This window comes from Streptomyces sp. NPDC018833, from assembly GCF_044390825.1.
In the GTDB taxonomy this organism is placed as follows: domain Bacteria; phylum Actinomycetota; class Actinomycetes; order Streptomycetales; family Streptomycetaceae; genus Streptomyces.
The window spans coordinates 1-12,149 of record NZ_JBIRZM010000010.1 but is presented as its reverse complement, the minus strand read 5'-3'; the positions used below and the strand labels follow the sequence as shown (position 1 = coordinate 12,149).

Sequence of the window (12,149 nt, the reverse complement as noted above, 5' to 3'; positions counted from 1 at the left end):
CCCGCACGGGCATCCACAAGACGGCGCCCCACGACGGGCCCGTGTCAGCGGCCGGCCGCACCGGGCCCGACCTGCCCGTTTTTCGGCTGACATGCGAGCCATGTCGGGTCGTGCAACGCTGAACGCGCCCAGAACCCCACCTCGAAGGAGAGACTGATGGGTATCAAGGACCAGTTCCGGGACAAGGCCGAGCAGCTCAAGGACGAGGCGCAGAAGCGCATGGAGGACGCCAAGTCGCGCGGCCGGCAGTCCGGTGAGCGCGGCCGGCAGCAGTCCGAGGAACGTGCCCGGCAGCAGCGGAAGCGCGGCGGACAGGCCCGTGAACCCCGGCAGGAGAGGCTGGACGAGGACGAGGACCGCTACCGGAGCTGATCCGGGCGTCACATGAGACGAAGGGGCGCACCCTTCCCGGGTGCGCCCCTTCGCCGTGGGCGCCGGCACGCCGGGCGGTCCCGATCCGTTCACCGCGGCACAAGCGGTCACCGGTCGATGGGCGCCCGACGCTCCGACCGCGGCGCGCGGTCCGCCGGTGACGGGGGCAAACACTCGCCACTGAGTGCCACGGACGCCCAACTAGAGTCGGGGGCAGCCCGTACGCACCCCGGAGACTTCCTTGACCCAGCACCTCACTGTCGTCACCGGCGGCAGCCGCGGAATCGGCGCCGCGGTCTGCGAGCGCCTCGCCACCGAAGGCCATCATGTGGTGGTCGGCTACCGGTCCGACGAAGCCGCCGCGCTGACCGTCGTCAAGGCGGTCGCCGACGCCGGGCGGCGTGCGCTCGCCATCCCTGTCGACACCGCCGACGAGGCGTCCGTCGACCGGCTGTTCGACCGTGCCGCCGAACTGGGCACTGTGACCGGCCTCGTCAACAACGCGGGCATCAGCGGCCCCAACGGCCGCCTGGCCGACGCCGATGCCGAGGGCATGCGCCGTGCCCTGGACGTCAACGTCCTCGGCTACCTGCTCTGCGCGCGTCGGGCCGTCCGCGACATGACGGGCACCGGCGGCGGCGCCATCGTCAACATCTCGTCGGCGGCCGCGACGCTCGGCAGCCCCGGCCAGTACGTGCACTACGCCGCGACCAAGGCGGCAGTCGACGCCATGACAGTCGGCCTGGCCAAGGAGGTCGCCGCCGACGGCATACGCGTCAACTGTGTCGCGCCCGGTGTCATCCGGACCGAGTTCCACGAGGATCCGGAGCGCCCCTCCAAGCTGGCCGGCACCATTCCGCTCGGCCGCGCGGGACGGCCGGAGGAGATAGCCGGGTCCGTCGCCTGGCTGCTGTCCGACGACGCGTCCTTCACCACGGGCGCGGTGCTGCGCGTCGCGGGCGGCATGTAGCCGGCGGGGTCGCGCACGGACGCTGGGACGCTCGGTGTGCGGCGGTGCGTCGGTGGTCGGTGCGCGGCGTGCGCGCGGACCACGGGACGCTCGGCGCGGGCGACGTCAGCGGGCGGCCTGCTCCGGCACCGCCTCGCGCAGCACGCCCACCTTGTCGATGCGGTGCTCGGGGTTGCCCCGGTCGTCGCGCCAGAAGTTGCCCGCCGCGTTGTCCTCGGGGGTTGCGCAGGTCGAGATCGTGATCATCGCCTTGGTCGGCCGCTCGCCGGGACGACCGGGGACGGCTGCCCGCTGCTCGGCGAGGGAGCGCTCGGAGCGGAAAGAGGTCGTCCTGGTCTCCGTGATCTCGTACTCGTACACCTTGCCGCCCGCCCGGACGAACACCGATGCGCCCTCGTCGAGCGACGGCAGGTCGCGCAGCGGACCGCCCGCGGAGAGGCGGTGCGCGGTGACCAGGTAGTTGCCCACCTCGCCGGGACCGACGCCGCCGTTCTCGCCGTAGGGGCTGGCGCCGACGCCACGGTTCTGTATCCGGGTGCCCGGCCAGTCGTCGGTCGTGCCCTCGTACGGGACGACCTTCAGCTCCTTGAGGCCGATCGACGGTATGGACAGCAACGCCGTCTCCGTCCGGGGCCGGGAGGCCTCGGGGGCCGGCGTCGTGGACACCCGCTCGACCGCGGGCTCCAATGGCGTCACCGTGGGGGCGGAGCGGGAGGGCGGCGCGGAGGGTACGCCGCGGTCGAGCGCGGGGGACGTGCTGCCTGCGGTGGGGCGCGCCGCCGCCGCGCCGGTGTCCGCCGCAGCGGTGCATCCGGCGAGCACGACGACGAGCCCGCTCGCCATGGCGAGGGGGACAGCTCGGAGAACAGTCATGGGAATGGAATCCGGGATCGGTAGCCGGGGAGACGGCCAGCGCCCGGCGTGGGGCACGCCGATCACACCAATGGCCTCTTTCGGAACATAACGACGACATTCGACCAGATGTTCCCCGTCTCGGCCGGGGCCCGTGTCCCGCCGGATCGATGCAGGTCAGGCGACCTGTGTCAGTGCCGCGTGCCAGCATGAGACAAGTGACAGACCTGTCCCACCTCAAGCAGCTGAGACTCGCCAAGGACGCGATGGACCGCGACTGGGCGGAGCCGCTCGACCTCGACGCGGTCGCCGCCCACGCCGGGTACTCGCGGTACCACTTCGTGCGCGCGTTCAAGGCGGTCTACGGGCAGACACCCGGCCAGTACCTGTCGGCCCGCCGCATAGAGCGGGCGGAGGAGATGCTCCGCACGGCGAACCTGTCCGTCACCGAGATCTGCACGCTCGTCGGATTCTCCAGCCTCGGCACGTTCTCGTCCCGCTTCAAGCGGCAGACCGGTCTGTCGCCCCGCGAATACCGTGCCCGGCACGTCGGCCGCGGCGCGGCGCTCATACCAGGGTGCTACGCAATGCTGTGGGCCGGCGGCTTCTCGCCGGCGAAGGAGTCGTCCGGGCGAAGCGCCGAGGGAGAGCGCAATTCTGAAGAAGCGGTCTGAGCGGGCGGCTGCCTACGGTGACAGGGCAACGGACACCCACCCCACTCCCAGGAGCACGTCATGATCAAGGGTCTCGCCATTTCCACCGTCTGGGTGCTGGACCAGGACCGGGCCAAGGAGTTCTACACCGAGAAGCTCGGCCTGGAGGTGCGGACGGACATGACCATGGGTGAGGGCGGCATGCGCTGGATCACCGTAGGCGCCGCGAACCAGCCCGACGTGGAGCTCACCCTGATGGTCCCCGGCCCGCCCGCCATGGACCCCGAGTCCGCCGAGGCCATGAAGAAGCTGGTGTCCAAGGGAATCCTCGGTGCGGGCGTGCTGACGACCGACGACATCCACGGCGACTACGAGAAGCTCAAGGAACGCGGTGTGCAGTTCCTTCAGGAGCCGCAGGAGCGCCCGTACGGCACCGAGGCGATCTTCCGGGACGACTCCGGCAACTGGTTCTCCTTCACCCAGGCCCGCGAGGGCGGCCTCGACATGGACAAGGACTGGGCCTGCTGACGCGACCTTCACGGCGGCCCCTGCACCGGTGAGCCCTCCCCCGAAAGCGAGGCCGCCCATGCACCACGACGACCGCGCACCGTCCGCGGCCGGCGACGACCGCGCCCTGTCCCGGGCCGGCGAGGACCGTCCGCACGTCCCCACCCCGGCACGACCGCGGTGACCACCGCAGTGGCCGTCGCCGTCGCCGCGACCGGACCGCTCGGTGGCTGCGTCGGCGACCGGGAGCCGCTGTTGGCGTTCTGCGGGCGGCCGTCGAGGCCGCAGGCCGCGAAGCCGCACGGTGTCAGGCGCGGCGGTGGCCGGCGGGGCCGAAGTCGGGCTCACCGATGCGGAACGACAGGGAGGTTCCAACGGGCGACTTTTCACGTCGGACCCGGCACGACGAATCGTCTCTCCGCGCGCGCTGCCGGTGCCCGAGAGGCCTGGCGGGTGAATCGCCTCGGGGCATCTCTCCGTGCACGATTCGCTGTTCGACGACGACGCCGGACGAGTATGGTCGAGAGCGGTCCGGTGATGTAATTGCATCTGGGATTGCACTCGTGTGGCTATGGAGAGCGATGCTGGAGCGACGAGGGGCTGGTGTGGGAGTGGAGTTCGTCAACGGCATGCGGGCCGGAGCGCTGACCGCGGTGACATGGGTCAAGAGCAGCCACAGCAACGCAACGGGCAATTGCGTGGAGATGGCGGCGCTGCCGGGCGGCGGCATTGCCGTTCGCAACTCCCGCGATCCGCACGGGCCGGCGCTCGTCTACACCCGCGAGGAGATCGCCGCCTTTGTGGCGGGCGCCCGTGACGGAGACTTCGACGCCATGGTCGGCTGAAAACTCCGCCGGGGTGTTGGGTCCATTGGTGCGCGCAGGCACGTGCTGGGATACTGACATCTTCTCATAGTCTCCGCAGGAGTGTGTGATGACTGCCGCCGATCCGAGCCCGTCGTTGTTCGTTCGGCCGCTGGGAGCGGTCGAGGACAACCCGACCGCCCTGAAGCTCATCCTGGGCGGCAAGTTGCGCGAGCTGCGGACGAGCGCGGGTCTCGACCCGGCAGATGTCGACGGCAAGCTCGGCTTCTCGCGGTCGAAGACCAGCCGTATCGAACTGGGCCGGCACGGCTGCAAGCCGTCCGACGCACTCGCCCTGTTGAATCTCTACCGGATGCAGGACGAGGTCCGGATAGCCGAGTTCATGCGCCTGGTGCAGCAGTCCCGCCGCTCGGACTGGTGGCGTTCCTTCAGTGACGTCCTGTCCGACTTCTTCACGCCGCTCGTCGCCCTGGAGGGCGCCGCAGCCACGATCCGTACCTACGAACCCTTCTACATCCCCGGTCTGTTGCAGACGCCCGCGTACACCCGCGCCGTCATCCAGTCCGGGCCGGGGCATCTGCTCGCCCAGGAGGTCCAGCGCCGCGTCGAGCTCAGGCAGGAGCGGCAGCGGCAGCTGGACCAGCCGGACGCGCCTCGCCTGTGGGCGGTCATCGACGAGTCCGTGCTGATGCGCTCGGTCGGCGGCCGAGAGTTGATGCGCGATCAGTTGCGGCACCTCGTCACGATGGTGCGGCGCTCCCGGGTCACCCTGCAGATCGCCCCGCTGGACGTGACGGCCGCCGTGGGCGTGGGGACGGGCGTGAGTTATCTGCGCTTCGCACTGCGCGATCTGAAGGACGCCGTGTACATCGAGCACCTCACCGACAGCACCTTCACCCAGAAGCCGGGGATCGTCGAGCAGTACCGCGACATGCTCGACCGGCTCGGTGCCTGCGCACTCACTCCCAAGGAAACGCTGAGGACGCTTGAGGAGCGTCTGGCAGCGATGTGATCCTCGGTGACCTTCGGGCCGTGCCCGGTGAAGGGGGGACGGCTCAGAGGAGTCGTCCCACGCCGCCCCACTCGATCCATTCGTCCGTCTGCTGGACGGGCGCCAGGTCGCTGTCGGGCCGCCAGGTGGAGACCTCAACAAGACCGGGCTCCAGGATCTCCATACCGTCGAAGTACCGCCGGACCTCGTGCTCCTCGCGGACGCGGCCCCAGTTCCCGCCGGTGGCCTCGGCCATGAAGTCGGTGACGAACGTACGGATCTCGGGCCGGTCGCTCACCAGCTGGCACACCACCATGAAGCTGCCGGGGACGAGCCGCCCGGCGACGCGACGTATCAGCGCAGCCGGCTTGTCCTTGTCCGGGATGCAGTGCAGCACCGAGACGAACAGGGCGGCCACCGGCCGGCTGAAATCGATGAGCCGCTTCGTCTCCTGGTGGCCGAAGATGCCGTCGGTATCGCGCATGTCGGCCTGGATGACGGCCGTTCGGTCGTTCTCGTCGAGCAGCGCCCGGCCGTGTGCGAGGACGATCGGGTCGTTGTCGACGTAGACCACGCAGGACTTCGGGTCGACGGACTGAGCCACCTGATGGACGTTGTCCTGGGTGGGCAGACCCGAACCGTGGTCGACGAACTGGCGTATGCCGTACTCGCTCGCCAGCAGACGCACCACACGCCGCAGGAAGTTGCGGTTGTTGACGGCCAGGACCTTGGTGCTGGGGACCTGTTTCAGTAGTTCTTCACACGCATCGCGGTCGGACTGGTAGTTGTCGTCGCCTCCCAGGAAGTAGTCGTACATGCGCGCCACGCTGGGCACCTTGGTGTCGATGGCATCCGGGCGCCACGACTCGCGTTGCATCCAGTCCTCACCCGCGTCCGTGAATCAGGCTGTGGGACGGACATGCTAGGGAGCGCATGGGCAGCGGTACAGATGAACGGTCAAGTGACGGACTGTGCACGTCGTCTTTCGGCCACGCGCCGACCGCGATCTCATGAGCGGCGGACGGCGCGTGCGCCCGACGGGCGCGCCGCATGCCGTGTGGCCCGATCGCGGACATGGAGCCGGGTGGCCCCATGGGGGAGGCCGGGGCGGAAGTTCCGTTCGAGGCAGTGGCTGCCCCCCGTGGAGCGTCACCGGACCCGTCTCAGTCTCCCTGTGTCCAAGGGGCGGAAGGCCGAGACCTGACCGATCCCGCCGCACTCCTCGGCCGGCCGACGTGACCGGCGAGGGTGAGCGCGCAGGCGGAGTAAGTGATCTTCTTCACGCCCGCCCCGCCGATGCTCCTGCGCGACGGCCACTCCGATCGCACGGACCGGGGCCCTCCGCGGTCCGCAAATGCACCCGTACGGCGCACGGCTCGCGTACTGCCCCCTGACACGGGCCACAGGGGCACGTACGGCCGCGCCCCGGCGTGCTCACGGGGTGCGCCGGGGCGGGGTCCCGCCGGAAAGGGGCGGCCGGCCCACCCCGTACACTCGGCCCCTGCTTCCGTCAGAACCGCTTGAAGCCCGTGCCGCGCATGGACTGTGCAAGGGCGTGAAGCCCCGTGCAACCGAACGAAGGGACTTATCGTGAGCTCCGCAGACAGGGCTGACGCACCGATCTACGACGGCCTGGTCGAGGAGCGGGGCGACGTCCCCGCGGATGTCCGGCAGACGGCCGAGGCGACGCTGCGCGAGGTCGGGCGCACGCTGGACTTCGAGCTGCAGCGCTTCGCGGCGCGCGGCTAGCCTCCCGAGGACCCGCTTCAGCGGTCCACGACGACGGCCCCCTCGGCCAGCGGCACGAGATCTGCCGGCTCGCCACCAGTACATCGTCGCCCTGCGTGACGATCCCGTCACCGTCGAGCTCCTCGTACGGGCACCCCGCACCGTCCGCCCCCCTTCAGCTGGGTCATGCCGGCCGCACATCCAGCCGGTCCGGGGCGCCGAGCCGCAGCTCGTACTGCCAGGCGTTCATGGGGCTGCACGCCCGGCTCCGGCGGCGACGGCCACGTGACAGTGAAGATCACGGAATGCCCCCGCCGTCGTGAGGCACGGGCGCGCGGCGCGAGTGGGCACAAGCTGTGCCGTTGGCCGCCGGTCCCACACAACGCACCACGATGACCACGCTGTAGTGGCCCCACCGTGCCCGCCGCGACGGGGTTCCTCGTCCTCGCCTTGCCCCTCTCCCGGGGGCGGCGCAGAGTGTACGTACCAGGTGGAGGACCTGCGGGAACAGGGTCTGTCCGACGAGACCACCCGCGCCCACCTGCCGCAGGGGAGCTGAGCGATGACGACGCGACGACGACGGCAGCCGAGACGGGGCGGCACAGCCGTCGCCGCGCTCACCGCGGCCTCCCTCGCGATGGGGCTCGTCGGCTGCTCGGGCGGGGGCGACGGCGGCGGGCCGACCCGCCCGACCACTTCCGCACCGCAGCGCACCTCCTATTTCACCGGTCTGCCGGGCGGCCCGGCCCCGGTGCTCGCCGTCAAGATCGACAACGTGCGGCCCGCACGCCCGCACACGGGGCTCGGCGCGGCCGACCTGATCTATGTCGAGCAGGTCGAGTCGGGCCTGAGCCGCATCCTCGCCGTGTTCTCGTCCCGGCTGCCGGCGCAGGTGGGCCCGGTGCGCAGCGCCCGCGAGTCCGACCTCGAACTGCTGCGCCAGTTCGGCCGGCCCGCGCTCGCCTACTCCGGGGCGCAGTCCGCGCTCGGACCGCTGATCGACGCGGCCCCCGTCATCGCCCTGCCGCCCGGCAAGGCACCGGGTGCGTACATACGCGGCGACGACCGTCCGGCTCCCCACAACCTCTACCTGCGGCCCCGGCAGGCGCTGGCCGCCGCCCGTGACGCGAGCGACGCCTCCGACATAGGGCTGCGCTTCGGCCCCGCTCCCGAGGGCGGGCGGCCGGCCGCCGAGCGGACCGTGCGCTACCCGTCGGCCCGCTACACCTTCACCTGGTCCGCCGCCGAGAAGAGATGGCGCGTCGCCATGGACGGCACCGCGGCCCGGACGACGGACGGCGGGCCGCTCACCCCGGCGACGGTGGTCGTCCAGTACACCGACGTACGCCCCTCGAAGTTCCGCGACCGGTCGGGCAGCGTGTCCCCGTACACCGAGACGGTCGGCTCGGGCAGCGCCCTCGTGCTGCGTGACGGCCGCGCGTTCGACGCCCGCTGGGAGCGGCGGACGGCGACGGGCGACACGGTGTTCACCACTGCCGCGGGGGAGCGCCTGAACTTCGCCCGCGGCCAGGTGTGGCTGCTCCTCACCGGCCGCTGACTACCCGGCGGCGCTCAGCGTTCGAGCTCCTTGTGCGCGCTCTCGGGGAGCCGCAGGTACACGGCCGACGACGCCAGGCACAGGACCGCGACGTACCACGGGAACAGCTCCGGGCGGTCCCACTCCTTGAAGAGCGTGCCTACATAGGGTGCCGTGCCGCCGAAGAGGGCAACCGTGAGCGAGTACGGAAAGCCGATGCCCGCCGCTCGTGCCCGGGCCGGGAACACCTCCGCGTTCACCGCCGCGGAGACGGCGGTGAACCCGGTCAACAGCACCATGCCCGCGCACTGCACGAGCAGCAGCGACACGAAGGACCCGTTCACCGCCTTCAGCAGCGGAACGCTCAGCACCGCGAACCCCAGCCCGAAGAACAGCAGCGCCGGCTTGCGCCCGAAGCGGTCGGAGAGCAGCCCGCCCACCGGTTGCAGCACGGTGAAGACTGCCAGCGACAGGGTGCTCGCGACCAGCGCGTCGGCCTTGTCCATGCCGGTGTTGAGCTCCGCGTACGTCGGCAGGTACGAGGTCCAGGTGTAGTAGGCGAGCGTGCCGCCTGCGGTGATGCCGCAGATCAGCAGGGACTCGCGCGGATGATGGCGCAGGGCGTCGAACAGCCCGGGCCGCTCGGCGCGTTGCTGTTCGGCGCTGCGGGTCTCGTGGGCGCTGCGCCTGATCCAGAAGCCCACGAGGCTGAGCAGCGCCCCCAGCACGAACGGCACCCGCCAGCCCCAGCCCTCCATCTGACCCTCACCGAGCCGGCTCACCAGCAGGGCCGCGACACCGGAGGCCGCGAGCTGCCCGATGGACGTGGAGACGTACTGGAATGAGGAGAACAGGCCGCGCCGCCCCGGGCCGGCCGACTCCACGAGGAACGTGGTCGAGGCGGCGAACTCGCCGCCCACGGACAGTCCCTGCAGCAGCCGGGCCGCGACCAGTACCACGGGGGCGAGGTCCCCGCGGCCGCGTACGTCGGGGTCAGGCCCACCAGCAGGCTGCTGCCGCCCATCAGCAGGATCGTGACGGTGAGAGCGGCACGTCTGCCGTGCCGGTCCGCGAGCGCGCCCATGAGCAGCCCGCCGACCGGGCGCATGAAGAAGCCCACGGCGAAGACCGCGAACGCGGACAGCAGGGGCACCAGAGAGTTGCCGGAACTCCGGGGGAACACCTGATCGGCGATATAGGCGGCGAGGAAGGTGTACGCGTACCAGTCGTACCATTCCACCGCGTTGCCGACCGAGGCCGCGAGCAACTGCCGGACCGGACGCCGGGGAGGGGGAGCGAGGGTCCGGACGGGTGCGGATTCTGTCATGATCGCGACCATCCCCGGCCCGGCCCCCGCGCACACATCCGCCGGACCGCGGGCCCCGGCCTGCGGCGCACACCCGTTCGCCGTGCTGCGTCGTTGCCCTCCCCGCAGTCGATTCGCTGATGTGATGACGTGCGTAGCGCGGCACGGCATCGGGGGCACGGAGGTGGGCTTGTCCGAAGAACAGCAATGGCCGGAACGGGTACGGGCACGGCTTCAGGCGGTCGAACGAGTCCTCGAGGCCATCGGCACCACGCTCGACGAGCGGACCATCTGCATCGAGCTCGCCCAGTTCCTGTGCCCGTCCCTGTGCGACGCCGCGGCGGTCGACCTCCTCCCGGAGGACATCGCCGCGGACCGGCCGCCAACTGGACGCCACCGTCGCCACCAGCGCAGACCGCCGCCCGGCCACGTGCCTGCTCATCCGCGTCGATCCGGCCCGGCGCGTGGCCGCGTTCGCCAGTGCGGGCCATCTGCCGCCCGTCCTGTTCACCGCCGACGACACCGCCGAGATCGTGCCCGTGCCGGTGGGCCCGCCCCTCGGCACGGGCGTCGGCGGATACGAACTCATCACCCGCCCCATGGTCCCGGGACAGACGCTGCTGCTGTTCACCGATGGCCTGGTCGAGCGCAGGGGAGAGGACATCGACGTCTCGCTGGCGCGCCTCGCCGGATCATGGCTCAGGCCCGGCGCCGGCGTGGAGGAACTCCTCGACACGGTGATCGACCGCTTCGACGCCCACCACGCCGAGGACGACGTCGCGGTCCTCGCCGCCCGCGTCCGCCGCCGCCCTTCCGCCCGGGCCCACGAGGTGCTCGCGCCGCCACCGCCAGGCGCGGACGAGTCGGGAGGGGGGGCGGCGAAGCGCCGTAATGACCCGGGCCGCCTTCGACTACGCCCTCGGCAGCCTCCTCACCGAGGGGATGACGAGCAGCACGCCCACCGCCACCGCCCCGAGCACCACGCCGCCCAGCAGCACCTGCCGTGCACCGAGCAGCTCGGCCGCCGGACCGGCGAGCGCCCTGCCCGCCGCCAGCATCAGCAGAGAGCCGGCGACGTCGTAGGCGTGCAGACGGTTCAGCGCCTGCTGCGGCACATGGGTCTGCACCGAGGCCGACCACATCACCAGCCAGTAGGCGAACGCGACTCCCACCACGAACTGGCCGACCCCCAGCGCGGCGACGCCGACACCGGCTGCCAGCAGGGCGAGGTTCACCGGCACCCCGAGCAACGCCACCGCACCTGCCGCGAGTGGCCGGGCCGGACGCGTGCGCAGCGCCAGCAGACCGCCGACCGCGCTGCCCGCCCCGTTCACCGCCATCAGCAGCCCGTACGACGCCGAGCCGTGGAGGTCTGGACCACCATAGGTTTTTGTGCCGGACCGGTGCAAGGCCGGGCAGTTCCGCGGACGGCGCGTGCGCCGGACGGCTGCTCGTACGGCAACGGCGTCCACCGGCAAAGGCCTTGCGCCGGACGACCCCGAACGGGCCTTGACCGGTGCCGGGTTGGAGACGGGGCTGTCTGCCGGGGCCGGTTGATCACGTGGGTATGCTGCGGGGCTTGACGGGGCGGGTCTCGGCTTTGTTGTTTCCTTCCTTGTTTCTCTGGAGGTTGTGGTGACCACTCCTTTCTCCGACTCGTCGGGTGCGCCTGAGGCCGTTCCTCCCGTGGGATGTCCGGCGCACGCGTCCGGCGGGATGGGGCGGCGGCGGCTGTACGGGCCGGAGGCGGACACGCCCTACGCCCTGTACGACGTGCTGCGCCGGGACCGGCCAGCCGCAACTGCTCCCACAGGTCCACCACCTCGCCGTCGCCCCCGGCCTCCGCCCGGTCCAGCAGCTCGTCGGCGATCTCCTCGACGCGCGGCCGCAGCGCCTCGATCGGCGCCCGCGAGAACGCGGAGCTGACCAGGTGTCGCAGCCGGCGGTGGTCGGCACCACCCTGGTGGAGCATCGCGGCACCGCGGACCAGGGCGATGAGCTCCCAGTCATCGGGTATGCGGCCCTCGGCGAGGTCGGGCCAGAGCGCCGCGTCCTTCGTCAGATCCTCGTGGCCCAGCACCTGCTGCGCGGTGACCAGGTCGGTCGCGGTCCAGGCAACGACACCGCCGGGCAGTTCGACGGCGACGAGCGGGCCCAGAGCGCGCAGTTCGCCGGCCTGTGCGACGGGGTCGGCCTGGGGGTCGAGCACGAACGGCTCACGGCGCAGCAGTTCCACGGACACTCCTCCTTCGGGGACTTCGGTCCGGGGAAGCGTAATGAAGCCGCGCTTGCGATCACAGGGGGCCGAAGGCGGGGTGCCTCTATGTCCTGCGTCAAGGCGCCCCTGTCGGGTTTGGGGCGGTTCGGGCTCGCTGGGGTTATGCGGCGAGCTCGACGTCCTTGGGGGTG

Annotated in this window: 11 protein-coding genes and 3 pseudogenes; 9 read left to right on the top strand and 5 right to left on the bottom strand. The window is 71.3% G+C overall.

The genetic code is table 11. From position 1 onward, the window contains the following. Window positions 1–156: 156 nt before the first annotated feature. Both ACH5AF_RS20585 and ACH5AF_RS20580 read left to right on the top strand, forming a co-directional pair. Window positions 157–372: a hypothetical protein gene (locus ACH5AF_RS20585; protein ID WP_398903057.1), complete on the top strand. Its 216-nt coding sequence runs from the start codon at window positions 157–159 to the stop codon at window positions 370–372. 241 nt (window positions 373–613) lie between these two features. Then, window positions 614–1,342 (top strand): SDR family NAD(P)-dependent oxidoreductase, encoded by a 729-nt coding sequence (locus ACH5AF_RS20580; RefSeq protein WP_398903056.1) that lies wholly within the window; start codon window positions 614–616, stop codon window positions 1,340–1,342. 105 nt (window positions 1,343–1,447) lie between these two features. Here ACH5AF_RS20580 and ACH5AF_RS20575 read toward each other — a convergent pair whose 3' ends face one another. After that, complete coding sequence (locus ACH5AF_RS20575) at window positions 1,448–2,215, bottom strand: class E sortase (protein WP_398903055.1); 768 nt, start codon at window positions 2,213–2,215, stop codon at window positions 1,448–1,450. A 188-nt stretch (window positions 2,216–2,403) separates the two neighbouring features. On the opposite strand from ACH5AF_RS20575, the gene ACH5AF_RS20570 reads away from it, so the two are divergent. The 4 genes from ACH5AF_RS20570 (at window position 2,404) to ACH5AF_RS20555 (ending at window position 5,190) form a co-directional block, all read left to right on the top strand. Continuing rightward, window positions 2,404–2,868, top strand: coding sequence for a helix-turn-helix transcriptional regulator (locus ACH5AF_RS20570; protein WP_398903054.1), 465 nt, complete (start codon window positions 2,404–2,406; stop codon window positions 2,866–2,868). A 60-nt stretch (window positions 2,869–2,928) separates the two neighbouring features. Beyond that, window positions 2,929–3,375, top strand: a complete 447-nt coding sequence (locus ACH5AF_RS20565; protein WP_398903053.1) for a VOC family protein — start codon at window positions 2,929–2,931, stop codon at window positions 3,373–3,375. A 560-nt stretch (window positions 3,376–3,935) separates the two neighbouring features. Continuing rightward, window positions 3,936–4,199, top strand: a complete 264-nt coding sequence (locus ACH5AF_RS20560) for a DUF397 domain-containing protein (RefSeq protein WP_398903052.1) — start codon at window positions 3,936–3,938, stop codon at window positions 4,197–4,199. Between the two features lie 88 nt (window positions 4,200–4,287). Continuing rightward, window positions 4,288–5,190, top strand: a complete 903-nt coding sequence (locus ACH5AF_RS20555; RefSeq protein ID WP_398903051.1) for a helix-turn-helix domain-containing protein — start codon at window positions 4,288–4,290, stop codon at window positions 5,188–5,190. A gap of 43 nt (window positions 5,191–5,233) precedes the next feature. On the opposite strand, the gene ACH5AF_RS20550 is transcribed toward ACH5AF_RS20555, so the two are convergent. After that, window positions 5,234–6,046, bottom strand: a complete 813-nt coding sequence (locus tag ACH5AF_RS20550) for an SAM-dependent methyltransferase (RefSeq protein ID WP_398903050.1) — start codon at window positions 6,044–6,046, stop codon at window positions 5,234–5,236. 713 nt (window positions 6,047–6,759) lie between these two features. Between ACH5AF_RS20550 and ACH5AF_RS20545 the strand changes: the two genes are divergently transcribed. Beyond that, complete coding sequence (locus ACH5AF_RS20545) at window positions 6,760–6,918, top strand: hypothetical protein (RefSeq protein WP_398903049.1); 159 nt, start codon at window positions 6,760–6,762, stop codon at window positions 6,916–6,918. A gap of 541 nt (window positions 6,919–7,459) precedes the next feature. Then, complete coding sequence (locus tag ACH5AF_RS20540; protein ID WP_398903048.1) at window positions 7,460–8,455, top strand: DUF3048 domain-containing protein; 996 nt, start codon at window positions 7,460–7,462, stop codon at window positions 8,453–8,455. A gap of 14 nt (window positions 8,456–8,469) precedes the next feature. Here ACH5AF_RS20540 and ACH5AF_RS20535 read toward each other — a convergent pair. Beyond that, window positions 8,470–9,773, bottom strand: a pseudogene (locus ACH5AF_RS20535) (MFS transporter). A 353-nt stretch (window positions 9,774–10,126) separates the two neighbouring features. On the opposite strand from ACH5AF_RS20535, the pseudogene ACH5AF_RS20530 reads away from it, so the two are divergent. Then, window positions 10,127–10,531: pseudogene (locus ACH5AF_RS20530) on the top strand (PP2C family protein-serine/threonine phosphatase); the annotation flags it as partial. A gap of 120 nt (window positions 10,532–10,651) precedes the next feature. Here the strand turns inward: ACH5AF_RS20530 and ACH5AF_RS20525 are convergent. Together ACH5AF_RS20525 and ACH5AF_RS20520 are read right to left on the bottom strand one after the other, a co-directional pair. Then, a pseudogene (locus tag ACH5AF_RS20525) lies at window positions 10,652–11,113 on the bottom strand (MFS transporter); the annotation flags it as partial. Then, complete coding sequence (locus tag ACH5AF_RS20520) at window positions 11,080–11,976, bottom strand: hypothetical protein (RefSeq protein ID WP_398903290.1); 897 nt, start codon at window positions 11,974–11,976, stop codon at window positions 11,080–11,082. The pseudogene ACH5AF_RS20525 and the gene ACH5AF_RS20520, both read right to left, overlap by 34 nt. Between the last annotated feature and the right edge of the window lie 173 nt (window positions 11,977–12,149).

What these genes read in the sequence shown, in the direction of transcription:
- ACH5AF_RS20585 (WP_398903057.1), top strand. Translation starts at nt 157, where the DNA reads ATGGGTATCAAGGACCAGTTCCGGGACAAGGCCGAGCAGCTCAAGGAC.
- ACH5AF_RS20575 (WP_398903055.1), bottom strand. Translation starts at nt 2,215, where the DNA reads ATGACTGTTCTCCGAGCTGTCCCCCTCGCCATGGCGAGCGGGCTCGTC.
- ACH5AF_RS20550 (WP_398903050.1), bottom strand. Translation starts at nt 6,046, where the DNA reads ATGCAACGCGAGTCGTGGCGCCCGGATGCCATCGACACCAAGGTGCCC.
- ACH5AF_RS20555 (WP_398903051.1), top strand. Translation starts at nt 4,288, where the DNA reads ATGACTGCCGCCGATCCGAGCCCGTCGTTGTTCGTTCGGCCGCTGGGA.
- ACH5AF_RS20570 (WP_398903054.1), top strand. Translation starts at nt 2,404, where the DNA reads ATGAGACAAGTGACAGACCTGTCCCACCTCAAGCAGCTGAGACTCGCC.
- ACH5AF_RS20565 (WP_398903053.1), top strand. Translation starts at nt 2,929, where the DNA reads ATGATCAAGGGTCTCGCCATTTCCACCGTCTGGGTGCTGGACCAGGAC.
- ACH5AF_RS20540 (WP_398903048.1), top strand. Translation starts at nt 7,460, where the DNA reads ATGACGACGCGACGACGACGGCAGCCGAGACGGGGCGGCACAGCCGTC.
- ACH5AF_RS20560 (WP_398903052.1), top strand. Translation starts at nt 3,936, where the DNA reads ATGCTGGAGCGACGAGGGGCTGGTGTGGGAGTGGAGTTCGTCAACGGC.